This is a genomic window from Ensifer sp. Root558, from assembly GCF_001427045.1.
Lineage (GTDB): Bacteria > Pseudomonadota > Alphaproteobacteria > Rhizobiales > Rhizobiaceae > Ensifer > Ensifer adhaerens.
The window spans coordinates 47,185-68,969 of the sequence record NZ_LMGC01000005.1 but is presented as its reverse complement, the minus strand read 5'-3'; the positions used below and the strand labels follow the sequence as shown (position 1 = coordinate 68,969).

The 21,785-nt window shown below is 61.7% G+C and carries 21 protein-coding genes and 1 pseudogene; 17 read left to right on the top strand and 5 right to left on the bottom strand.

What is annotated here, in order from left to right:
• The first annotated feature begins 591 nt into the window (after nt 1–591).
• Nucleotides 592–2,151 (top strand): ABC transporter substrate-binding protein, encoded by a 1,560-nt coding sequence (locus ASD63_RS09060; protein WP_034790432.1) that lies wholly within the window; start codon nt 592–594, stop codon nt 2,149–2,151.
• A 92-nt stretch (nt 2,152–2,243) separates the two neighbouring features.
• Here ASD63_RS09060 and ASD63_RS09055 read toward each other — a convergent pair whose 3' ends face one another.
• Nucleotides 2,244–3,641 carry a family 16 glycosylhydrolase gene (locus ASD63_RS09055; protein ID WP_060529066.1) on the bottom strand — a complete coding sequence of 466 codons (1,398 nt, stop codon included), beginning with the start codon at nt 3,639–3,641 and terminating at the stop codon, nt 2,244–2,246.
• Nucleotides 3,642–3,776: 135 nt separating this feature from the next.
• Nucleotides 3,777–4,385 (bottom strand): TetR/AcrR family transcriptional regulator, encoded by a 609-nt coding sequence (locus ASD63_RS09050; protein WP_060529065.1) that lies wholly within the window; start codon nt 4,383–4,385, stop codon nt 3,777–3,779.
• 98 nt (nt 4,386–4,483) lie between these two features.
• Between ASD63_RS09050 and ASD63_RS09045 the strand changes: the two genes are divergently transcribed.
• The gene (locus ASD63_RS09045) at nt 4,484–5,206 is read left to right on the top strand and encodes an NIPSNAP family protein (protein ID WP_060529064.1); all 723 of its coding nucleotides are present in this window, start codon (nt 4,484–4,486) and stop codon (nt 5,204–5,206) included.
• Between the two features lie 112 nt (nt 5,207–5,318).
• Nucleotides 5,319–5,507 carry a hypothetical protein gene (locus ASD63_RS09040; RefSeq protein WP_034790447.1) on the top strand — a complete coding sequence of 63 codons (189 nt, stop codon included), beginning with the start codon at nt 5,319–5,321 and terminating at the stop codon, nt 5,505–5,507.
• 96 nt (nt 5,508–5,603) lie between these two features.
• Here the strand turns inward: ASD63_RS09040 and ASD63_RS09035 are convergent, their stop codons facing one another.
• Nucleotides 5,604–6,581 (bottom strand): L,D-transpeptidase, encoded by a 978-nt coding sequence (locus ASD63_RS09035; protein ID WP_060529063.1) that lies wholly within the window; start codon nt 6,579–6,581, stop codon nt 5,604–5,606.
• A 254-nt stretch (nt 6,582–6,835) separates the two neighbouring features.
• Here ASD63_RS09035 and ASD63_RS09030 point away from each other — a divergent pair, with 254 nt between their 5' ends.
• The 6 genes from ASD63_RS09030 to ASD63_RS09005 are packed head-to-tail and all read left to right on the top strand — an operon-like array spanning nt 6,836 to nt 12,527.
• Nucleotides 6,836–7,858, top strand: a complete 1,023-nt coding sequence (locus tag ASD63_RS09030) for a LacI family DNA-binding transcriptional regulator (RefSeq protein WP_156623675.1) — start codon at nt 6,836–6,838, stop codon at nt 7,856–7,858.
• 34 nt (nt 7,859–7,892) lie between these two features.
• Nucleotides 7,893–8,849, top strand: a complete 957-nt coding sequence (locus ASD63_RS09025; protein WP_060521156.1) for a substrate-binding domain-containing protein — start codon at nt 7,893–7,895, stop codon at nt 8,847–8,849.
• A complete protein-coding gene (locus ASD63_RS09020; RefSeq protein ID WP_034790756.1) occupies nt 8,849–9,652 on the top strand; it encodes an ATP-binding cassette domain-containing protein in 804 nt (267 codons plus the stop codon). The genes ASD63_RS09025 and ASD63_RS09020 overlap by 1 nt, the downstream gene beginning before the upstream one ends.
• Complete coding sequence (locus ASD63_RS09015) at nt 9,649–10,647, top strand: ABC transporter permease (protein ID WP_034790450.1); 999 nt, start codon at nt 9,649–9,651, stop codon at nt 10,645–10,647. The genes ASD63_RS09020 and ASD63_RS09015 overlap by 4 nt, the downstream gene beginning before the upstream one ends.
• 5 nt (nt 10,648–10,652) lie before the next feature.
• On the top strand, nt 10,653–11,720 hold the full coding sequence (locus tag ASD63_RS09010; RefSeq protein ID WP_060529097.1) for a phosphotriesterase: 1,068 nt from the start codon (nt 10,653–10,655) through the stop codon (nt 11,718–11,720).
• A 39-nt stretch (nt 11,721–11,759) separates the two neighbouring features.
• Nucleotides 11,760–12,527: a glutamine amidotransferase gene (locus ASD63_RS09005; RefSeq protein WP_060521153.1), complete on the top strand. Its 768-nt coding sequence runs from the start codon at nt 11,760–11,762 to the stop codon at nt 12,525–12,527.
• A gap of 31 nt (nt 12,528–12,558) precedes the next feature.
• Here ASD63_RS09005 and ASD63_RS09000 read toward each other — a convergent pair whose 3' ends face one another.
• Nucleotides 12,559–13,458: a ribokinase gene (locus ASD63_RS09000; RefSeq protein ID WP_060529095.1), complete on the bottom strand. Its 900-nt coding sequence runs from the start codon at nt 13,456–13,458 to the stop codon at nt 12,559–12,561.
• 25 nt (nt 13,459–13,483) lie between these two features.
• Here ASD63_RS09000 and ASD63_RS08995 point away from each other — a divergent pair, with 25 nt between their 5' ends.
• From ASD63_RS08995 to ASD63_RS08960, 8 genes and pseudogenes are all read left to right on the top strand, one after another.
• Entirely contained in the window at nt 13,484–14,326 is an 843-nt protein-coding gene (locus ASD63_RS08995) for a BtpA/SgcQ family protein (protein WP_060529062.1), read from the top strand.
• Nucleotides 14,327–14,328: 2 nt separating this feature from the next.
• Nucleotides 14,329–14,976: a TenA family protein gene (locus ASD63_RS08990; protein WP_060529061.1), complete on the top strand. Its 648-nt coding sequence runs from the start codon at nt 14,329–14,331 to the stop codon at nt 14,974–14,976.
• Between the two features lie 24 nt (nt 14,977–15,000).
• Nucleotides 15,001–16,251, top strand: a complete 1,251-nt coding sequence (locus ASD63_RS08985; RefSeq protein ID WP_060529060.1) for a Zn-dependent hydrolase — start codon at nt 15,001–15,003, stop codon at nt 16,249–16,251.
• A 156-nt stretch (nt 16,252–16,407) separates the two neighbouring features.
• Entirely contained in the window at nt 16,408–16,938 is a 531-nt protein-coding gene (locus ASD63_RS08980) for a sigma-70 family RNA polymerase sigma factor (RefSeq protein ID WP_060529059.1), read from the top strand.
• Nucleotides 16,931–17,692 (top strand): anti-sigma factor, encoded by a 762-nt coding sequence (locus ASD63_RS08975; protein ID WP_060529058.1) that lies wholly within the window; start codon nt 16,931–16,933, stop codon nt 17,690–17,692. Before ASD63_RS08980 ends, ASD63_RS08975 begins: the two co-directional genes overlap by 8 nt.
• A 10-nt stretch (nt 17,693–17,702) precedes the next feature.
• Entirely contained in the window at nt 17,703–18,419 is a 717-nt protein-coding gene (locus tag ASD63_RS08970) for a Bax inhibitor-1/YccA family protein (RefSeq protein WP_034790478.1), read from the top strand.
• Between the two features lie 27 nt (nt 18,420–18,446).
• Entirely contained in the window at nt 18,447–19,013 is a 567-nt protein-coding gene (locus ASD63_RS08965) for a DUF2076 domain-containing protein (protein WP_060529057.1), read from the top strand.
• A 401-nt stretch (nt 19,014–19,414) separates the two neighbouring features.
• Nucleotides 19,415–20,245, top strand: a pseudogene (locus ASD63_RS08960) (TerC family protein); the annotation flags it as partial.
• Between the two features lie 94 nt (nt 20,246–20,339).
• On the opposite strand, the gene ASD63_RS08955 reads toward ASD63_RS08960, so the two are convergent.
• Complete coding sequence (locus tag ASD63_RS08955; protein ID WP_060521146.1) at nt 20,340–21,353, bottom strand: 2Fe-2S iron-sulfur cluster-binding protein; 1,014 nt, start codon at nt 21,351–21,353, stop codon at nt 20,340–20,342.
• Nucleotides 21,354–21,785 lie beyond the last annotated feature (432 nt).

Below are 21,785 nucleotides of genomic sequence, written 5' to 3'. Positions count from 1 at the left end.
ATAAGCGTATTCAAGATTGTCGACAAAGGCGTTGACAAATACTTTTGGCGTGCGATGGTGCCGCTTAGCAGCAACGAGCTAGGGAGGAGCAGGTTGATGCAAGGGCTCCAGAAGACCGCGTACTCGCACGACTTTTCGCAATGCCGCACGCACGAGCCCGCACCGCCGGGCCGGCTCGCCTGACATCTCCTCATTCGATCGCCATTGCGGCGTCCAACACTGGACTCGGGTTTCTGAACCGCCTCCATGAAGCGGCGGAGAGGTATGCCCCTGTTCGAGTTGATGCTTGGCGTTGGCCATCGAATGACCGCCGATCGACAACGGGACTTGGTGCTTCAAGCATCGCCAGGAGGCTTTCGTTTGGGTGCATCGCCGTCCAAGAACGCCAGTTGATCAAGATTCCCGCATAGGCCGCCGAAGGTCTTTGCGGTGATCGACACGACCGAGAAGGTCATGCCGCGCAACAGCAGATCACGCCACTGGCCGCCCCTGTCGGGCGGCGAGATGGACGGCCTGTGAGCCGTCCTTGCCTCTTAAAAAGAAGCTTCCCGTTCAAGGGGGCCGGTGACCTCAACAAAGGAGAACAGCAGAATGCTCAAGAAACTGATCCTCGCAGCCGCCATGTCGACGGCGCTTTCCGCGGCTGCTCACGCGGAGACGCTCAAATGGGGCTCCTCGCGCGATATCTACTCGCTCGACCCTTATTCGTATGGCGACAGCTACACGCTGTCTTTTCTCAATCACGTCTATGAAGGGCTCGTGCGCTTTGACGCCGACCTGAAGATCGAGCCGGCACTGGCGACCTCCTGGGAAACGGTATCGGACACGGTCTGGCGGTTCCATCTGCGCGAGGACGTCAAGTTCCACAATGGCGCTGATTTCACGGCCGATGACGTGATCGCCTCGCTGACGCGGGTCAGCGATCCGGCATCTCCGCTGCGGGGCAACCTCCCGGCATACAAGTCGGCGAAGAAGGTCGACGACCGCACTGTCGATATCGAACTGACCGGCCCCTATCCGCTGCTCTTGAACGACCTGACGAACATCCACATTTTCGACGCCACGTGGCTCGCCGACAACAATTCGCTGAAGCCGACGGATGTCGGCAAGAAGATAGAAGGCTACGCTACCTACCACACCAACGGCACGGGTCCGTTCAAGCTCGAGAGCCGCACGCCCGACAGCAAGACCGTTCTGGTCAAGAACGGCGAGTGGTGGGACCCGGCGAAGTCCAACATCGATCGCATCGAGTTTACGCCGATTGTCTCAGCCGCGACACGCGTGGCGGCACTGTTGTCAGGCGAGATCGACTTCACTGAGAATGCGCCAGCGCAGGATCTTCCGCGCCTTGTCGCGCAGCCGGACCTGAAGGTCATGGAGCGCACCGACCTTCGCACCATCATGATGGGCTTCAACCGCAAACCGAAACTGGCCGACGGCGTCGACAACAAGTTCAACGACCTGCGTGTCCGCCAGGCCGTCGCCCATGCGCTCGACACAGAACTCATCCAGAAGCGGGTCATGCGCGGCAAGTCGAGGACAGCGGGTGCGATCGTTGCGCCGGAAATCCCGGGATATGTCGAAGCACTGGACAAGGTCGTGCCGTACGATCCCGAACTGTCGAAAAAGCTGCTCGCCGAGGCCGGCGCAAGCGATCTCCCCTTCACGCTCGTCTGCACGAACGAGGCCTATGTCAATGAAGAGGAGCTTTGCCAGAGCATTGTCAACATGCTGAGCCGCGCCGGCTTCAAGCCGCAACTCGACATCGGCCCGACGGCGGCACAGGCGCCCAAGCGCACGGGCGGTCTGTCGGATGTCTACATCATCGGCTGGGCAAACGAGCCAATGCTCGACAGCTACTCGATCCTGCTTCAGATGATCGAGACGAGGAGCGACAAGGCGGGCGTCTTCAACTGGGGCGGCTGGAGCTATCCTGATATCGACAAGCTGATCATCCAGGCATCGACCGAAATGGATCGGACCAAGCGGCTCGATCTGCAGACCAAGGCACTGCAGATGGTCAAGGACGAGATCATCATGCTGCCGCTGCACCAACAGCCAATGGCTTGGGTGATGAGCAACAAGATCGATAAGGTCGCTCAGCTCGCCGACAACAAGCCGCGCCATTGGCTCACGCATATCGCGGACTAGCCCTGTTGCGGAGCTGGAACGGCGAACGTTCCAGCTTCGACAGGCCGGGACCAGCAGCCCGGACTCTGCCGGCCCCCTTCGTGCTTCTCCGCCTAGATCAGCCAGTCGGCGTCCAGCGCATAGGCCTCGATGGAATCGATCTTCATTTGCGACCCGTCGTCAAAATCGCCATCGGGTGTGCCGGCCATTCCGCCGACCGCGAGATTGACGAGCATGTACATCGGCTCGTGCATGTCCGCGGGGGTATCGGCGCGGGCGATCTCGGTATCGTCGAAGTACCAGACGATCTCGTCTTCCGTCCAAAGCACGCCGTAATCGTGGAACCCGTCGGTATCGGCGACTTGCGCGCCGTCTCTGACGATCGTGTGCTCGCCGCTTTCACTGGAATGGGCGGTGGTGATGACGGTATTGGTGTCCTGCCCGCGCATTTCGACGACGTCGAGCTCCGGCGGCCAGGAGCCGTCGGCGGGCAGCAGCCAGAAAGCGGGCCAGGCACCTTGATCGTCCGGCATGTCGGCCCGCATCTCGAAGTAGCCGTAGGTCTGTGCAAAGGACGAATAGGTCGTCAACATCCCGGACGTGTAGTCATAGCCACCGATCTCGGACTGGATTGCGTCCGGTGCACGCTCTGCGGTGATCGTCAGTACACCATCCTCGACCGAAAACGGGTTAGCCGATGCGGTCGGCCCGTAACTCGGATTGACGTACCATTGCAGTTCACCGTTTTCCGAGAGCGTCGCCCCCTCTTCCGGCGCCCACCAGTATTTGGCATCCCAGATGCCGCCCATACCGTCGGTGAGCTGAAGCGTGTCGAAATCGTCCGAGAAGGTCTGCGTCAGGGCGGATCGGTCCAGGCTCAACTGGAACTGGCCCTCCTGCAGTTGGTCGGCTGTCGTATCGGCCAGGACCAGGCTTTCACCATCGCCGAGATGGAGGCGGAGATCGTCTCCCTGCTGGCCTGCATTCGCCAGCACATCTTCGAACGAGGTAATCCCGTATCCGTCGAGGCGAATGGTATCGTTGGAGCTGAAGTCGGTGACAAGGTCGCTGCCGTTGCCGTGCTCGAACACGAAGGTATCAGCGCCTCCGGAACCGACCAGCACGTCATTGCCTGCGCGTCCGTCGATGGTCTGGCTGCCGGAGCCACCGGTGATGATGTTGTCGGCGCTGTTGCCGAAGGCGTGTCGACCGTCACCGGTGACGGTCAGGTTTTCGAAGTTCTCCGGTAAGCTGTAGCTCATCCAGGTATCGATCGTGTCTATCCCTTCGCCGGGTGCCTCTTCGGCCCGGTTCGTCGATGAATAGAGATAGTAGACGTCGTCGCCCGTGCCGCCGAACATGGTCACATCGACGGAACCGTCGCCCCAGATCGAATCGTTGCCGGGAGTTCCGTAGAGCGTGGACCCGGATCCGGTTGCGGAAAACCATGCGGTCGAACTTCCGCTATAATGGAGCGGTTGTCCGAGGGCGTTCATGGCAGTTCTGCTCATCGAGAAGTCTCCTGTTTACTGGAGTGCCCCTTCCCGATGAGCACCTCTAGCATCTCAAGCTGTCGCCCACACCCCCAACATTTGCGGATAGTCCGGAGCAGCGGCCTCCCCACGAGGGAGCCGAGCGGACCCAGCCTAGACGTATTTCGACGCGAGAAGTGCTGCGATCTCCGCCTGACAGTTCACGAGCGGACGTGTGTGCTGATTGGCTTTTGCCATCGCCATCGCGCCGGAATAGGCGGCGATGATCAGGGTGGCGAGGCTGCCGGGTTGAATGCCTGCGACGCGCTTCAGGCGGATGTCTTCCTGGAATCGCGCTGCGAGCGCTTCTTCCCAAGCCTCAAAAATTGCACCCAGCGCCTGCTGCATCTCGTCATCATGCCTGGAGACTTCGATCGCCATATTGTTCAGCGGGCAGCCGGAGACGGAGCCGTTTTCGGAGAGCTCGCTGATGATCTCGGTGAAGATCTGATCGATCGCTGTGGGCGTATCGCTCGAGATACGCAGCGGGTCGATCCACGTTTGCCGCACCGCTTCGGCGACGCGGTCGCGGATAACCGCCAATCCAAGTTCCCGTTTGGCCGGAAAGTGATGGGCCATAGCGCCCCCCGAGACGGATGCCTTCGCGCGCAATTCCTGCATTCCCGTCGCGAGATATCCTTGGGTGACAAAGGCCTGGTAGGCCGCATCGACGATCCTGCGGCGCACCGCTTGAGGATCGTTGGTTCTTTTGTGTTCGCTCATGACCGCCGCCTGAAAAATCGTTCGCCATAGTGCCTTGACAAAACAGGTCGATCAACCTGTTATTAGAAACAGGACAATTGACCTGTTTTGGAGGATTCATGGAACCGCACGCCGTTTACGAACTTCGCCGCTACCGACTTCATCCCGGCGGAAGGGATCGCCTGATCGACTTGTTTGACCGCGAATTCGTTGAACCGCAGGAAGCGCTCGGAATGCGTCTTGAAGGCGAATTCCGCGACTGCGACGATCCCGACGCCTTCGTCTGGGTACGTTCCTTTGCCGATATGCAAACGCGAACCGACGCGTTGGCGGCCTTTTATTCGGGCCCGGTTTGGAAGGACCATGGGTCTCGCGCCAACGAGACGATGCTCAACTCGGACAATGTGTTGCTGGTCAAGCCTGTCGCTGGCACGCAGCCGTTTCCTCACAACCTTGCAAGGGAGCAAGATGTACAATCGACCAGAGGTGTCGTCACCGTGAACCTCTGCTCGCTGGCGCCCGGCACGGAGGACCGTTTCGCTGCATTCTTCATCGCCGAGGCACTGCCGATCCTCGAAGACGCCGGTGCTCGCATCGACGCGGTGTTCGTTACCGAACGCAGCGCAAACGCCTTCCCGAGGCTCCCCGTCCGTGAGGGCGAAACGGTGTTTATCTGGTTTGAAATGCATGAGGACGACGACGGCCTTTCACGGCATCGGGAGCAACTGAACAAGGACGTCAGATGGACCAGTGAGGTCTTTCCTCGAATGGATAGCCAGTGCTGGCGAAGGATCGAGGTTTCTCGGCTGACCCCGACGTCGCGATCGCTTTGCACCTTGTAGCTGGCGCCCATACACGACGGATCGGTACGAACGCACCCACAGCCGCCAGGAACGCATCCTGGCGGAACCAAACCAGCCTCCAAACGTTGTATTGGGTTAGGGGAGGCACGGAATGAAACACGCGGATGTTCGAACAGTCGCCAACTCCCAGATCAGACATATCTGGGACGTCGCGGATTATTGCCGGCGGACCGGTATTCACAAAACCGAAGAGCAGCGCCTGATCAAGATGCTCGGTAGACAGGCAACCAGCCACGAGCTCCAGATGAACATCGTGCGCGTTCAGACGCGTATCCGCTGAAGCTTCGACATGGGAATTGCGCGAGCGGTCACCGCGTGATCGGTGGCCGGTTTCGACTTCTTGCCCGTTCAGAAATTCCTAAACGTCTTCGCTACCTTAGTCGACGAACTCGACAATCACGCCAGGCTTGACCATCCCCGCCAACTCCTCCGCATCCCAGTTGGTCAGGCGAACGCATCCGTGCGATCCCGACTTGTCGATCATCGACGGCTCCGGCGTGCCGTGAATTCCGTAGGTGGGCTTCGAGAGATCGATCCAGACCGTGCCGACCGGACCGTTCGGACCGCCCGGCAAGGTCAAGATCTTTCGGTTGTCGCCCTGCTTGAAGTTGATCTTGGGATTGTAGACATAGGGCGGCATTCGGGCGACGCCTTTGACCTTGTGCGTTCCCGAAGGAGATGGCGTCTCCCGGCTGCCGATCGTTGCCGGATAGGCTGCGATCAGCGTATCGTCGGCGCCAAGTGCCACGATTTGACCGGTGCGCCGGTGCGCTTCAATGCGCTTGACCGTTCCCTGCGTCGATGGACCTGGGTTCACAACGGAAACCGTGTCACCGACCGAGAACGCCGAAGTCTGATTGAGCGCCTTGAGAAGATCGATATCCATGTGGAAGCGCTCCGCCAGCTTCTCGGCGACGCTCGTGTATCCGAGCTGACCCATCTTCGCCTGCTCGGAGTAGTCTTCGGGGATCTCAGCGACCAATCCTTGAGCATCGTCCTCGGAGATGACGTAGGGCTCGACCACCGTCGTCTGCTCCGGCAGTCGCCCGATGACGTCGGCGTCCAATGTTCCGTCAGCGGACAGGCCTTGCATGGTCTCGAAGGCGGCGATCGCCTTGGCGACATTCTCACCGGCGAAACCGTCGATCACACCGGGCGACGCCCCCGCCCGATCGAGAAGCACCTGGAGCCGGACGATGGCGGGGTCTGGCTTGTCCGAGGTCTCGGTCGTCCGTTCCAACAATGTGGGTGTAATCGATGCACCGTCGATGGCGTCTGGCTGAAGCGTCTGGGCATTGGCCAGCGCGGCGAGGGATAGCAGCATCAGCGCCGCCAATGGAACCTTGTTTTTCATGATCTCTCAATCGATCAGCCCCTGATTTGTTCCCGCCTCGCGGCGCCAAGATGCTGCTTTCTCAGGTGCAAACGGCATTGACCTTGCGGCTTTTTTCGCCGCCGCCAATCGGCCCCAGGCCGAGCCTCGATCCGTGGCCCCATAGGCGCACCGACCTCGTGTCAGAGAAAGTCTCTTGACAGAACACGAAAGTCGAAATCTTATTGTAAAGCGTTTTAGTAAATCGGTTTACAACGGCAGGGGATGGAGCCAAGGTGACCACACGACGCGTCACAGGTCTGAAGGATGTAGCCCGAGCTGCCGGTGTTTCCGTGACAACGGTCTCGCGCCTGCTGAACGGATCGCTCGACCTGCCTTTCGAAACGAAGAAGCGGATCTCGGATGCGATCCGCGACCTCAATTACCAGCCCAACCCGCATGCCCGCCGGCTCAGCCGCGGTCGTTCCGATACGATCGGTCTTGTCGTTCCCGATATCGCCAACCCCTTCTTCGCGACGCTCGTGGCAGCTGTCGAAGAAGAGGCGGATACCCGCGGGCTTGCCGTCTCGCTTTACGCCACCCTGAACCGGGCCGGTCGCGAGGTCGCCTATCTCCAGCTGATCGAACGCAATCACGTCGATGGCCTGATCTTCGTCACCAACCACCCGGACGACGGTCAACTCGCCACGTTGATAAACCGCACCGGCAAAGTCGTGATCGCCGACGAAGACGTTCCCGGCGCGCAGGCGCCCAAGCTCTTCTGCGATAACGAGCTGGGCGGAGCGCTCGCAGGCCGGCATCTGGCGGAATTCGGGCACAGGGATGTGCTGTTCGTCGGCGGCCCGCAAGCGATGATCAGTTCGCGTCGGCGCTCCAACGGTCTTGAGCGGACGCTGCGCGACGCGTTCGGCGAGGATATCCGTCTTTCAAAATACGCCGGTGACTACACCGTGGCCTTCGGTCGGCAGGCGGCGAAGCGCTTCATCGAGGAAGGTCGCCCGGCAACGGCGATCTTCGCCAGCTCGGACGAAATCGCCATCGGCATGATCGAGGTCTTCCGGGACCAGGGGGTTTCGATCCCGGACGATGTTTCGGTCATCGGCTTTGACGACGTCGGCCCGCTCCATCTTTTCGGTCCGCCTATGACCGCCATTCGCCAGCCGGTCCGCGCGATCGGCGGGCGTGCCCTCTCCCTTCTTCTCGAAACAAACTGGCAGGGCAAACAGGCTCTCGTCGAAGAGCTCCTGCCAGTCGAAATCGTCGTGCGGAAATCCGTTGCTCCGCCTGCGAAACGATAAATCACGCAATGGAGAACCAACAGAGGATGAGAACATGAACTGGAATTTGAAACGCAGGACTTTAGTCGCCACGCTTGGTTTCACGGCATTGACGACCCTCGGCGCTGCTCTCTCGCCGGCCCTTGCCGCCGAAAAGACCTTTGCGCTCGTGCAAATCAACCAGCAGGCGCTTTTCTTCAATCAGATGAACGAAGGCGCGCAGAAGGCGGCTGACGCTGCCGGCGCGAAGCTCGTCATCTTCAATGCCAACAACGACCCGGCCGCGCAGAACAGTGCGATCGAAACCTACATTCAGCAGAAGGTCGATGGCATCGCCGTCGTCGCAATCGACGTCAACGGCATCATGCCGGCGGTCAACCAGGCAGCCGAAGCCGGGATCCCCGTCGTTGCCATCGATGCGATCCTTCCGGAAGGCCCGCAGAAGGCGCAGATCGGCGTCGACAACGCCACGGCCGGCGCCGACATGGGCAAGTTCTTCCTCGACTACATCAAGGCCAACGCCGATGGCAAAGCCAAGATCGGTGTCGTCGGCGCGCTGAACTCCTTCATTCAGAACGTTCGGCAGGAGGGATTTGAAAAGACCATCAAGGATGTCGACGGTATCAGCTCGGCCGGCGTCGTCGATGGACAGAACGTGCAGGACAACGCGCTCGCTGCCGCCGAGAACCTGATTACCGGCAATCCCGACCTGACCGCAATCTACGCGACCGGCGAGCCGGCCCTGATGGGTGCCATCGCCGCGGTCGAAAGCCAGAGCAAGCAGGATAGCGTGAAGGTCTTCGGTTGGGACCTGACGGCCCAGGCGATCGCCGGCATCGACGCCGGCTACGTCACCGCCGTGATCCAGCAGGATCCGGCTGCCATGGGTGCCGCTGCCGTCGACGCCTTGAAGAAGGTCTCCGACGGCGGCAGCGTCGAAAAGACCATCGCCGTGCCGGTAACGATCGTCACCAAGGACAACGTCGAGCCATATCGGGCGATCTTCAAATGATGACGACTGAAAGACAGCATCCTCCCGCTGTCGCTGGTGTCGGGGGGGCTTTGCCCTCCCGCACCGGTGTCAGCCCCCGCGTGTCCCTCAAAGGGATCGTCAAGACGTTCGGATCGCACCAGGCGCTGCGTGGCGTCGACCTCGACATCTATCCCGGCGAGTGCCTTGGCCTCGTCGGCGACAACGCCGCCGGCAAATCGACGCTGACCAAGGTCATCTCGGGCACCTACATTCCCGATGGCGGGACCATTACGCTGGAAGGCGAAGAGGTTCGGTTCTCAGGACCTGCGGACGCCCGTAACCGCAATATCGAAATGGTCTTTCAGGACCTGAGCCTTTGCGACCACATCGATGTGGTCGGCAATCTTTTCCTCGGTCGAGAAATCAGCAAAGGGCCATTCCTCGATACGAGGACCATGCTCGAGGAAGCACGCAAGATGCTCGATGCGCTGGAAATCCGCATTCCGCGTCTGACCGGCAAGGTCGCTCAGCTCTCGGGCGGACAGCGTCAGGCGATCGCGATCGCGCGCGCCGCTTCGTTCAATCCGAAAGTCCTGATCATGGACGAGCCCACCTCGGCGCTCGCCGTGGCGGAGGTCGAAGCCGTGCTCGCGCTGATCAACCGCGTCAAGGCAAAGGGCGTCTCGGTCATCCTGATCACCCACCGTCTCCAGGACCTGTTCCGTGTCTGCGACCGCATTGCCGTGATGTACGAAGGCACCAAGGTCGCCGAGCGCGAAATCGGCAAGACCAACCTGGAAGACCTCGTCAAGCTGATCGTCGGGGAAGGAGCCAAGCAATGACGGCCTATACCGAACGTGCGAAAGGCTCGCCGGCGGCAGACTTCCTTTCGGAAAACGCCCAGGTCCTGTCGATCGCCTTTTTCTTCCTGGCCTGCGTCGTCTTTTTCGCGGCCACGACCGATACCTTCATGACGCTCGGCAACATTCTGAACGTCATCCGCCAGGCAGCGCCGATTCTCATCGTCGCCGTTGCGATGACGCTCGTCATCATCACCGGCGGCATCGACCTCTCTGTCGGCTCGCAGGTCGCCCTGGTCAATGCGGTTGCGGCCATTGTCTTAGCGATGGGCTATCCCTGGCCTCTCGTCGTCGTCGCGATGCTCTTCTTCGGCGCCTTTCTCGGCTTCGTGCAGGGATGGTTCACCGCCTATCAGGGTATTCCGGCCTTCATTGTCACACTTGCCGGCCTGTCGATCCTGCGCGGCTTGGCGCTCTATCTGACGCAAGGGTACTCGATCCCGATCAAGGACGCTCCCGGTTTCTTCATGCTCGGCCGCGGCGAATTGCTGGGCGTTCCGATGCCTGCGCTTATCGCGGTTGCGGTCGCGGTCGCCGGTTATGTCGTCATATCCTCCACCAAATACGGCCGCCAGGTCGTCGCCGTCGGGTCCAACATGGAAGCGGCTCGCCGCGTCGGCATGCCGGCGAAATGGGTGATCGCCTCGGTCTATATGATCGCCGGCGTTGCCTGCGCCCTTGCTGGCCTATTGATCGCCGCGCGCCTCGGCTCCGGCTCTTCGAATGCGGCCGTCGGCTTCGAGCTTCAGGTTATCGCCGCCGTAGTGCTGGGCGGGACATCGCTGATGGGGGGGCGCGGCACGATCCTCGGGACCGTGCTCGGCACGATGACGATTGCGGTCATCGGCAACGGCCTGATCCTCATGCATATCTCGCCGTTCTTCACGCAGATTGTTACCGGCGCGATCATTCTCGTTGCGATCTGGCTCAACACCCGGATCTTCACCGCCAACTTTCGCTTCGGCGGCAAGAGATGACCGTCATGAGCAAGGAACTGTCAGAAGGACATGTGCGGTCCGGCAAGGTGATGACGGTGAACGGCGCGATCGACGCGAATCAACTCGGCATCACACTGATGCACGAGCATATCCTCAACGATTGCCGCTGCTGGTGGAACGCACCGCAAACGAAGGAGCGTCAGTATCTCGCCGAAGGCTTCGTCTGCATGGAGATCCTCGGCGAACTGCGCCAGGACCCCTTCGTTAACAAGCACAACATTACGCTCGACGACGAACCCTTGGCTATCGCCGAATTGCAGGCTTTCGCGACCGCAGGCGGCCGTACAGTCGTCGAACCTACCTGCAATGGCATCGGTCGAAACCCGCGCGCCTTACGGCGGATCTCCAAGGCGACGGGTCTCAATATCGTGATGGGGGCCGGATACTATCTTGCCTCCTCGCATCCGGCCGAGGTCGCCGACATGAGCGTCGACCAGATCGCCGACGGCATCGTCCGCGAGGCCATCGACGGTGTCGACGGCACGGGCGTGAAAATCGGACTGATCGGCGAGATCGGCGTCTCCTCCGATTTCACTCCGGCCGAGGAGAAGTCCCTGCGTGGGGCCGCCCGGGCGCAGGTCCGGACCGGTTTGCCGCTGATGGTGCACCTGCCGGGCTGGTTCCGGCTCGGCCATCGGGTGCTCGATGTCGTCGCCGAGGAAGGGGCGGATCTGCGCCACACCGTGCTTTGTCACATGAACCCGTCCCACGACGATTTCGCCTATCAAAGCGAGCTCGCCGAACGCGGTGCGTTCATCGAATACGACATGATCGGCATGGACTTCTTCTATGCCGATCAACAGGTACAGTGCCCGAGCGACGAAGAGGCAGCACGAGCGATCGCCAGGCTGGTGGACGCTGGCCACATGGACCGCATCCTGCTCTCGCACGATGTGTTCCTGAAGATGATGCTCAGCCACTACGGAGGCAACGGCTATGCCTACGTCCTGCGCCACTTCCTGCCGCGTCTCAAACGACACGGGCTGGAGGACGGCGCGCTCGACAGAATGATGCGGGACAACCCCCGCTCGGTATTCCAAACCGGGGCCTGATATCGGCTCCCAACGCAATTCAAGACAGACGGATAGACCATGACAAAGAAAGTGCTTCTCGTCGGCGAGAGCTGGGTAAGCTCCGCCACCCACTACAAGGGTTTCGACCAGTTCGGCAGCGTGACCTTCCATCTGGGCGCGGAACCGCTCGTCAAGGTGCTCAAGGACAGCGAGTTCGAGCTGACCTACATGACCGCACACGACGCCGTGGACCAGTTCCCCTATGAAATGGCAGGCCTCGACCAGTACGATGCGATCATCCTGTCGGATATCGGCGCCAACTCGCTGTTGCTGCCGCCGGCCGTATGGCTGCACTCGCGCACCGTTCCGAACCGGTTGAAGCTCATCAAGGCTTGGGTCGAAAAGGGCGGAGCGCTGTTGATGGTCGGCGGCTACTTCTCCTTCCAGGGTATCGACGGTAAGGCGCGCTGGCGCCGCACGGCTGTCGAAGACACGCTTCCGGTGACGTGCCTTCCCTATGACGACCGCGTCGAGATTCCCGAGGGCGCGGTTGCCGACGTCGTCAAGCCGGACCATCCGACCATGGCGGGGCTTTCGGGCAGTTGGCCGTTGCTTCTCGGCGTCAATGAAGTGGAGGTTCGCGATGGAGCCGAGGTCGTCGCCCGGCTTCCCGAAGATCAGGGCGGACACCCGCTGCTCGTCCTTGGCGGTTTCGGCAAGGGGCGCACCGCCGCCTGGACGTCCGATATCGGCCCCCACTGGCTGTCGCCGGCATTCTGCGAGTGGGAGGGCTACGGCCGCCTCTGGAAGAACATCCTTGGGTGGATGACGGCAACGGAGCGCTAACCGCAGCGAGGAGCGCGCGCTGAGGAGAGCCTCAGCGCGCGCTCAGGATCGCTTGCAACTGCTCGATCGACGGAAACGCCGAACGGGTTCCGGGACGGCTGACAGTGATGGCGGCGGCGCGCGTTGCATGTTCGATCGCGGTGCGATCGAGGCGAGTGCCACGAAGTGCGGCGGATGCGAGCGCCACCGCCATGAACGTGTCGCCGGCGCCTGTCGTGTCGACGACGTCGCATTCGACGGCGCCGATCCGGACACTGCTTTCGGCGGTGACGAGCATGGCTCCGTCGCCGCCGAAGGTCAGGACGACTTCGCGAACGCCGGCCGCAAGCAGCTTGCGGGCAGCCTCTTCGCCGCTGGTACCGGTCATTGCCTGCGCCTCACCCTGGTTGAGGAAAGCAATGTCAACCAAGGGCCACAGGGTGCTGAAATAGGGACGCAAGGGAGACGGATTGAAGGCGGTGATCATGTGGCGGGCGCGCGCAGCTTCAAGGACACCGCGCGTCGTTTCGTCCGACAGGTTTCCCTGGAGCACAGCAAGGTCGCCGGGAACCGCGTCGGCCAGCGCTGCCACGGCGTCGGCAAGCGTGAGGTTCTGGGCAGAGTCGGTGGTCGTGATGTTGACGTTTTCTCCATCCGGCGTGGTCAGCACGATCGAGAAGTCGGTGGACTTGCCGAGGACCGGCACAAGTCTGCTGACCACCGGTTCGCTTGCCAGATGCTGGCGGATCATGTCGGCGCGAAAGCCGTCGCCGAAGGCTGCGACAAGGCTCGTCGGCAGGCCGGTGCGGGCCATGACAACAGCCTGGTTCGCGCCCTTGCCACCGAGGTCCCGGGACCGCTGGCTACCGTGGATCGATGCGCCCGCGGCCGGCATTTCCGACACGGCGATGGTCTCGTCCACCGTCACATTACCGATTACGTAAGCGTGCATGAACATACCTTCGAAAGGGAGAGAAATGCAGGAAATATCTGACAAGTCCACAAGCGCCATAAGGGAAATATTTGGGACTGACAAGGTTCTGATCGGCATGATCCATTGCCCGGCCTTCCCCGGTGCGCCGCGCTATCGGGGTGCCGATATGTCTGTTATCTACGATGCCTGCATGCGTGACGCCGAGGCGTTGGTCGAGGGTGGCCTGCATGGCCTGATGATCGAAAATCATGGCGACGTGCCGTTCTCCAAGCCGGAAGATATCGGCCACGAAACGGCAGCCTTCATGTCGGTCGTCACCGACCGGATCGCGCGGGCGACAGGTGTGCCGCTCGGCATCAACGTCCTTGCCAATGCGCCGATCCCGGCCTTTGCCACAGCCATTGCGGGCGGCGCCAAGTTCATTCGCGTCAACCAGTGGGCCAACGCCTATGTCGCCAACGAAGGCTTCATGGAGGGGCGGGCCGCAGAAGCGATGCGCTACCGCTCATTGCTGCGTGCCGAGCACATCAAGGTCTTTGCCGACAGCCATGTGAAGCACGGCGCCCACGCCATCGTGGCCGACCGATCGATCCAGGAACTGACGCGCGACCTCGCCTTCTTCGACGCCGACGGTGTGATCGCCACCGGTCAGCGCACCGGCAATACGGCAACCATCGAGGAGATCGAGGAGATCGGCTCGGCGACGCACCTACCGCTTCTGGTCGGCTCGGGCGTGACCAAGGACAACATCGTCGAAATCCTCAAGCGCACCAACGGCGTGATCGTCGCCTCGTCTCTGAAGCAGGGCGGGGTCTGGTGGAACCCGGTCGATATCGAGCGGGTTAAGGCTTTCCGCGCCGCTGCCGAACCCGCGCTGGAGGCGTGACGATGGCGGCTGAAACGCTTTCGGAACAGATCCTGCGGGAAAACGCCACCGTCTTCGAAGCCATGGTGAACCATCGCTTCGTCGAGGACATCGTGATGGGGCGCCTGTCCCCGCAGGTTTTCGAACGCTATCTCGTCTATGAGGGGGCCTTCGTCGAAACCGCGATCTCGATCTTCGCCTTTGCGGCGGCGAAGGCCGAGACGATCGAACAGAAGCGCTGGCTGATTGCCGTTCTGGATGCGCTCGCCAACCAGCAGATCGCCTACTTCGAACGGATTTTTGCCGAACGCAATATCGATCCCGGCGCCTATGATCTCAATGTTGTCGAGGTCGATGCTTTCCGAACGGGTATGCTGGACATCGCCCGCAACGGCGGTTTCCTCGATACCGTCGCTGCCATGTTTGCGGCCGAGTGGATGTACTGGACCTGGTCGAAAAGGGCCGCCCGTTCATCGTTTGCCGATCCACATTTGAAGGAATGGGTCGAAATGCACGCCGATGATGAGTTTGCGGCTCAGGCGAAGTGGCTGAAGCAAGAACTCGACGTTGCCGGCGACGCGCTCGAGGCTTCCGAGCGCAAACGCCTGAGCGCTATCTTCGGGCGAGCGCAGCAACTGGAAATCGCCTTTCATGACGCAGCCTACGTCTGATCAAGGCGACATTTGGGAACGACCATGACCTCTCGCACCACAGTGGACGGCAAGCGCCTGCTCAAGCGTCTTGATGACTTCGCAAAAATCGGCGGGACGCCGGCCGGGGGCGTCAACCGGCAGGCTTTGTCGGTGGAAGATCGGGGCTCCCGCCGGCTGCTAGCGGAACTCGCGCTTGCGCGCGGTTTCCGCGTCTTCCAGGATCCGATGGCAAACCTGTTCATCCGGCGGGAGGGCCTTTTTCCCCAAAGGCCGCCGTTCGTGATCGGCAGCCACCTCGACAGCCAGCCGACCGGCGGGCGCTTTGACGGAGCGCTCGGCACCCTGGCGGCCTTTGAGGTGATGGAAAGTCTCGAAGATGCCGGCATCGAGACTGATTTTCCGCTTGAGGTCGTTGCCTGGACGAACGAGGAAGGAAGCCGCTTTGCCCCCGGCACGATGGGATCGATGGCGTTTGCCGCCGGTGCCATCCCCGAGGCCTGGTCCGATCTTCGCGGCCGCGACGGAGCGTTGTTCGTCGATGAGTTGGAGGCAACACTGAAAGCCCTGCCGGAAGCCGAAATGCGCCCGCTCGGCTTCCCGATCACCGGCTACCTTGAGCTTCATATCGAACAGGGCCCGTCGCTCGAAAGGGAGAACATACCGGTTGGCATCGTCTATGGCATCCAGGGCACGCGGTGGCTGGAGGTCAGGATCGATGGGCAGGCAGCGCATGCGGGCACGACGGCGCTCGAATTCCGTCGCGACCCGATGGCCGCGGCCGTTACCGCGCTTGAACCACTGTATAGGAGCGCCATGCCGGGCGACCCGCGCGCACGCTTTACCGTCGGCCGCTTCGCAGTCGAACCAGGTTCGGTGAACTCGATTCCGGGGTCGGTCACGTTCACCGTCGATCTGCGCCACCCGGAGACCAACGCCATCGACGACCTGGAAGAGCGGGTCCGGCAGGCATGTGACAACGCCTCTAAAGCCAACGGTTGCCAGAGCACAACGCGGCAAATCTTCGACATGCCGCCGGCCCTCTTTTCAGACGACCTGCTCGCCTGCCTCGATCGCGCTGCCGCATCGCTCGGACTGAAGACCAAGCGTATGCTCTCCGGCGCCTTCCACGATGCCTTGTTCGTCAGTCGTGTCGCGCCGGCAGCCATGATCTTCGTGCCTTGCCGCGACGGGCTTAGCCACAACGAAGCGGAATATGTCGAGCCCGCGCATTCCATCGAAGGTGCCCGTATGCTGCTTGCCGCGACCCTCGAAGCGTTTGCTGCGAGCGCATAGAGCGCGGCGCGGGTGCGGCTCGCCGCCCCTATAGCCAGCGCAGGCGCGCTTCGGTGTTGCCAGCGGGCATGCACTCTGAAACTGCTGCATCCGGCTGAATGATATTTTTTTCGTCGACGATGGATGAGAAATCGCATCGGCTCCGTATATGCGGGTATGGAATCGAAAAAAGGCGCTTTCGACGTTATTGGGCAGCTGGCCGCGCTGCGGCGCTACGCGCGTTCGCTTGCGCGCAATTCGCCCGACGCAGAAGATCTCGTTCATGATGCCTTGGTGAGAGCCTACGAGCGGCGCTCGACGTTCCGGTCGGGAGCGAACCTTCGAAACTGGCTTTTCGCCATCGTTCGCAACGCCCATATCGACCGCGTACGATCGGCGATGTCGCGCGGCCAGCGTGACAGCCAGACGGCGCAGGAAGCCGTGTCATCCTACCCGGCCCACCAGGAACACAGCGTCCGGCTCGCTCAGGTTCGCGAGGCGTTCATGCTGCTGCCGGAGGAGCAGCGCGAAGCCCTACATCTGGTTGCTGTCGAAGATCTCTCCTACCAGGAGGCCGCCGACATACTCGACATCCCCGTCGGGACCTTGATGTCGCGCGTCTCCCGCGCACGAGCAGCGCTCAGAGATTTCGAAAGCGGACGGAGGAAGCCTAACCATCTGAAGCTTGTCGGAGGCGACAATGACTGACGTCGATACGATTACCGATGGCGATCTCGACGCCTACATCGACAATCAGCTCGACGCGACCGGTCGGCTGCGGGTCGAGACCTGGCTTGCCAGGAATCCGGATGCGGCGGCGCGCGTCATGGCCGACCTCGGCATGCGCACCACGCTCAAACTGGCGATGACGTCGGATGTCGTTGCCGGTCGTCCAGAGACGCGCGAGGCGGCCCGGCGCCTTTCTTCTGGGCTTGCGAATGCGCGCGTTTGGAACGCGCTGCAAAAGGTTGCGGCGGTCGGCTTGATGGTGTCGGTCGGGTGGATTGCCCATTCGGCGGTCGGCCCGAGCGAAGTCAATGCCTCGGCCCATCCGCCGGCTTTCGTGGAGCACGCCATCCGCGCCCATCAGACCTCGGTCGTCAGGGCTGGAATGCCGTCGCAGCCTGAGGTTCAGACCTATGACCGGGACGACATTCGTGCCGCGACCGCCATCGTCATGCCGGAGCTCCCGAAGGGCTGGAACGTCGTCGATGTCCAGGTGTTCCCCTCGGAATTCGGACCCAGCGTCGAGATGAGCGTCAAGACCGACGCGGGCACGGTCATTTCACTTTTCGCCGGCAGGCCCGGTCGTTTCGCGGTCGAACCCGTGAAGGATCTCAACCTTTCCAATGCCGAGGCTGCCTGGTGGCAGGTCGGCGAGGTTGCCTATGCCGTCGTTTCAAGCAAGCCGGGCATCGGCCTCAGCGACGAGGCCGAGCTTCTCAAGAACTCACTTTACTGAGGAAACCTTCATGTATCAGAACCAGAACCGCTTCGGCGGCATGAGTCAGGCTTCGGCCGCCGCCCTCGACGAGGGCCTTCGCCAGCACATGCTGCGCGTCTTCAACTATATGGGCCTCGGCCTCGTCGTGACGGGCCTTGTCGCCTTCATCGTCGGCACCACGCCGGCGCTTTACGTGCCGATCTTCTCCACGCCGCTGAAATGGGTGGTGATGCTGGCGCCGCTCGCCTTCGTCTTCTTCTTTTCCTTTAAGATGCATTCGATGTCGGCATCCTCGGCACAGATGACCTTCTGGGCCTTCTGCGCCGTTATGGGCCTGTCGCTCGCTTCCGTCTTCCTGGTCTTCACCGGCGCCAGCATCGCCCGCACCTTCTTCATCGCCGCCACCATGTTCGGAGCGACGAGCCTCTACGGCTATGTGACGAAACGGGACCTCGCGAAGTTCGGTTCGTTCATGATCATGGGTCTGATCGGCGTGATGATCGCCTCGATCGTCAACATCTTCCTCGGTTCCAGCGCCCTTCAGTTTGCCGTCTCGGTGATCGGCATCGTCGTCTTCGTCGGTCTGACCGCCTGGGACACGCAGAACATCAAGGAGCAGTATGCCGACAACTTCGACCAGGAATCCCAGCAGAAGCTGGCGGTCTTCGGCGCTCTCTCGCTCTACCTGAACTTCGTCAACATCTTCCAGCTGCTGCTGAATTTCACCGGCCAGCGCGAAGAGTAACAGTCGCCGATATCAAGGACATATCTTATGGATCGCAATGATCAGCAGGCCATAGACGGCCTGTTCTCCAAGCTCGCCCAGGCGGAGCGCCAATCCGCTCCGCGCGACGCGGAAGCCGACCGCTTCATTCAAGAGCGGATAGGCCAGCAGCCGGGCGCGCCCTATTACATGGCGCAGACGATCGTCGTACAGGAACAGGCACTGGAGGCGGCTCAACGCCGTATCGAAGAACTGGAAGCGCACACCGCACAAATCCAGCAGCGCGGCGGCTTCTTCTCCTCGATGTTCGGCAGCAACGCTGCTCCTCAGCGCCCGGCGCCACAACAGGCCGGGTATGGCCGTGCGGCCCCGAGCTCGCCATGGGGCAACCAGAGCCAGGCTTACGGCCAGCCGATGCAACAGCGCACCGGCGGCGGCTTCCTCGCGGGCGCCGCGCAGACCGCAATGGGCGTCGCCGGTGGCGTCCTGCTCGGCAATGCGATTGCCGGCATGTTGGGTGGTAACGAGGCCCAGGCCGCTCAACCAGCCGCCCCTGCCCCGGAGCCGGAAGCGCCCGTTGACGACATGGATTTCGGCGGCGACGAAGATATTTGACGCCGCTTTTGGCTTCCGGGGACCATCCCCCTCCCCCGGAAGCCAGCCTTCCCTCAGAGCCAACCCTTTCTCATGATCCCAGCTGCAACAAGCCCACCGCCTGTCCCCCATCCGGTCACGACGACCCGCCACCTTGTCGGTCGCGCAGGGTGGGCGGAGTTCGGCTTGCTGTTTGCCGCCCGCTCCATGGCCTATCCGACAAGGCGGACCACGCGGCATGCCTGACGACGCCGACCCTGACCAACGTTCATCAGACCCTACAAGCGCGGCTCCGCTGAAGCGGTTTCGCGGTCACCTACTTTGCGCCCGCAACCGTCGACCAGACGGGCGGGCGACGCTTTTTCTTTTCCCATCAACAATAGAAGGATTGGCCTTGCCTTGAGGGCTGGCCTTTAAACCCAATGATGTTCGAATGGATGTCTGATCCGGCCGCCTGGGCGGGTCTCGCCACCCTCATCGTTCTCGAGATCGTGCTCGGTATCGACAACCTCGTCTTCATCGCCATCCTCGCGGACAAGCTTCCAGAGCATCAACGGGAAAGAGCCCGACTGATCGGCCTCGGACTGGCGCTGGGCATGCGTCTCGTCCTGCTTGCCTCGATCGCCTGGATCGTGACGCTGACCACTCCGTTGTTCACAGTGCTCGGCGCTGAGATCTCCGGCCGCGACCTGATCCTTCTGTTCGGCGGCCTGTTCCTTCTGTTCAAGGGGACGATGGAGCTGCACGAGCGCCTCGAGGGCCATGCCGGTCACAAGGAAGGCAAGGTGGAGCATGCGGTCTTCTGGCAGGTCCTCGTGCAGATCGTCGTCCTCGATGCCGTCTTCTCGCTGGACAGCGTCATCACCGCCGTCGGGATGGTTCAGCATCTCTCCGTGATGATGATCGCGGTCATTGTCGCCGTCGGCGTGATGCTGCTTGCGTCCAAACCACTGATGGCCTTCGTGTCGAAACACCCGACCGTCGTCATCCTCTGCCTCGGCTTCCTGATGATGATCGGCTTCTCCTTGATCGTCGAAGGGTTCGGTTTCCATATCCCCAAAGGCTACCTCTATGCGGCAATCGGCTTTTCGGTGCTGATCGAGGCCTTCAACCAGATCGGACGCCGCAACCGCGAACGCTTCATGACGACGGGTGACTTGCGCGAGCGTACGGCAAATGCCGTTCTCTCCCTCCTCGGTCGACGCAAGAGCGAGACGTCGCTCGGCGAAACGGCCGATGTCATCGCGGAGCGGGCGACGGAGGACGAACTGTTCACGCCCAGTTTCGCTGAGCTTCCGCCAGGCTGAGATGAAGCAGTTGCGCCGCCGATTTTGCGCCCGAGAGCGGCTATTCCGCCGGCTCGGGCGTGAAAAACACGTCGGCATGCATGTCTGAGCGGTTCAGGCCGCGCGCAAACGCAACCTCCATTGCCGCATCCACCATCGGCGGCGGGCCGGCGACATAGGCTTTCCATCCGTCGAGGTCAGACAGATCCTCGGCCACTGCCTCCGTCACGAATCCACGGCGGTATCCTGCCGAATCCGCCTCCGACAACACGGCCTGGAAGACGAGATTGGCGTGCCACTCGGCGAGCGCGCGAAAATGATCGACGAGGTAGAGATCACGCTCGCTGCGTGCGCCGAAGTAGAGATGGATCGGCTGCTTCAGGCCGTGGGCAAGGGCGGTTTCGACGATCGATTTGATGGGGGCGAGGCCGGAGCCGCCGGCGATGCACAGGATCGGGCCGGAGTGGTTCTCCCGCAGATAGGAGGATCCCATCGGGTATTCGAGGGTCACCTTGTCCCCGGCCTTCAGAGCGCCGTGCACATATTGCGAGGTCGCTCCGCCGACCACGTGGCGAATGTGGAACTCCACCCGGCCGTCGCCATGCCGGTTGGCCATGGAATAGCTGCGGGCGGGGACCCCGTCGAAACTCACCTGTGCATATTGTCCAGCGACGAAACGAGAGCTGCCCCCATCTTCCGCATCGATGCGCACCAGCTTGATGTCGTGCGTGAGGTCCTCCAGATGCGTAACGATGCCGCTTAGCCGTTGGGGCGTTTGGACGGCATCTTCTTCGCCGCCTCCGAGCCATGCCACGGCGGTGTCCGTTACCGGAAGCGCCCGGCAGGCAAGGATGAGACCGCCGGCTTTCTCCTCATCGGTGAGGGCGAAGGGCGAATGCTGGAGAAGCTCCACCTCGCCTTCGATCAGCCGAGACTTGCAAGCGCCGCACCGCCCGGATCTGCAGCCATGGGGGTAAGGAAGCTTGGCGGCGAGCGCAGCGTCGAGAATGGTCTGGTCGGCGTGCACTTCGAGGTTTGTTCGTGCCGATCGTATGTCTATGCGTTTGACGGTCATATCAAATGTTTCCTCACAGAGTTCGAATTCTCTCGCGGGCCGGTTCCTGACGGCGGCAAGCGAAAATGCCCGCAGGCTGCGGCTTCCAGCGCTGGTAAGGTCAAGGGATATCGGATCACCGCCGACGTTCTCAGTTTCGGAGATTGGAATGCGAGGCGAACCTGGACCGATCGCCTAGTGGGACTCTCGGCGCGACCACATGACGGTGGCGTGGCGCCAGCAAAGAGCACAGCTCAGTCGTGGTCGGCGGCCCCCGCCTGAGTGCCAGCCGCGGGGAATACACAAGACGAAAATCCATATTTGCCAATCTCTTATCGGCAGAACCTGACCATTCGTATCAGGGTGAGCGAAAGAAGTTTCAGGAGGTCTTGACCTTTCCATCGTTGGAAACCGCACCTTCGCGATGAACTGATCGCTGCCGTGGCCGCTCCG

What these genes read in the sequence shown, in the direction of transcription:
- ASD63_RS09005 (WP_060521153.1), top strand. Translation starts at nt 11,760, where the DNA reads ATGACAAAGAAAGTGCTTCTCGTCGGCGAGAGCTGGGTAAGCTCCGCC.
- ASD63_RS09020 (WP_034790756.1), top strand. Translation starts at nt 8,849, where the DNA reads ATGACGACTGAAAGACAGCATCCTCCCGCTGTCGCTGGTGTCGGGGGG.
- ASD63_RS08975 (WP_060529058.1), top strand. Translation starts at nt 16,931, where the DNA reads ATGACTGACGTCGATACGATTACCGATGGCGATCTCGACGCCTACATC.
- ASD63_RS08995 (WP_060529062.1), top strand. Translation starts at nt 13,484, where the DNA reads ATGCAGGAAATATCTGACAAGTCCACAAGCGCCATAAGGGAAATATTT.
- ASD63_RS09045 (WP_060529064.1), top strand. Translation starts at nt 4,484, where the DNA reads ATGGAACCGCACGCCGTTTACGAACTTCGCCGCTACCGACTTCATCCC.
- ASD63_RS08985 (WP_060529060.1), top strand. Translation starts at nt 15,001, where the DNA reads ATGACCTCTCGCACCACAGTGGACGGCAAGCGCCTGCTCAAGCGTCTT.
- ASD63_RS09050 (WP_060529065.1), bottom strand. Translation starts at nt 4,385, where the DNA reads ATGAGCGAACACAAAAGAACCAACGATCCTCAAGCGGTGCGCCGCAGG.
- ASD63_RS08965 (WP_060529057.1), top strand. Translation starts at nt 18,447, where the DNA reads ATGGATCGCAATGATCAGCAGGCCATAGACGGCCTGTTCTCCAAGCTC.
- ASD63_RS09055 (WP_060529066.1), bottom strand. Translation starts at nt 3,641, where the DNA reads ATGAGCAGAACTGCCATGAACGCCCTCGGACAACCGCTCCATTATAGC.
- ASD63_RS09015 (WP_034790450.1), top strand. Translation starts at nt 9,649, where the DNA reads ATGACGGCCTATACCGAACGTGCGAAAGGCTCGCCGGCGGCAGACTTC.
- ASD63_RS09000 (WP_060529095.1), bottom strand. Translation starts at nt 13,458, where the DNA reads ATGCACGCTTACGTAATCGGTAATGTGACGGTGGACGAGACCATCGCC.
- ASD63_RS08980 (WP_060529059.1), top strand. Translation starts at nt 16,408, where the DNA reads ATGGAATCGAAAAAAGGCGCTTTCGACGTTATTGGGCAGCTGGCCGCG.
- ASD63_RS09060 (WP_034790432.1), top strand. Translation starts at nt 592, where the DNA reads ATGCTCAAGAAACTGATCCTCGCAGCCGCCATGTCGACGGCGCTTTCC.
- ASD63_RS08970 (WP_034790478.1), top strand. Translation starts at nt 17,703, where the DNA reads ATGTATCAGAACCAGAACCGCTTCGGCGGCATGAGTCAGGCTTCGGCC.
- ASD63_RS09040 (WP_034790447.1), top strand. Translation starts at nt 5,319, where the DNA reads ATGAAACACGCGGATGTTCGAACAGTCGCCAACTCCCAGATCAGACAT.
- ASD63_RS09010 (WP_060529097.1), top strand. Translation starts at nt 10,653, where the DNA reads ATGAGCAAGGAACTGTCAGAAGGACATGTGCGGTCCGGCAAGGTGATG.
- ASD63_RS08955 (WP_060521146.1), bottom strand. Translation starts at nt 21,353, where the DNA reads ATGACCGTCAAACGCATAGACATACGATCGGCACGAACAAACCTCGAA.
- ASD63_RS08990 (WP_060529061.1), top strand. Translation starts at nt 14,329, where the DNA reads ATGGCGGCTGAAACGCTTTCGGAACAGATCCTGCGGGAAAACGCCACC.
- ASD63_RS09025 (WP_060521156.1), top strand. Translation starts at nt 7,893, where the DNA reads ATGAACTGGAATTTGAAACGCAGGACTTTAGTCGCCACGCTTGGTTTC.
- ASD63_RS09035 (WP_060529063.1), bottom strand. Translation starts at nt 6,581, where the DNA reads ATGAAAAACAAGGTTCCATTGGCGGCGCTGATGCTGCTATCCCTCGCC.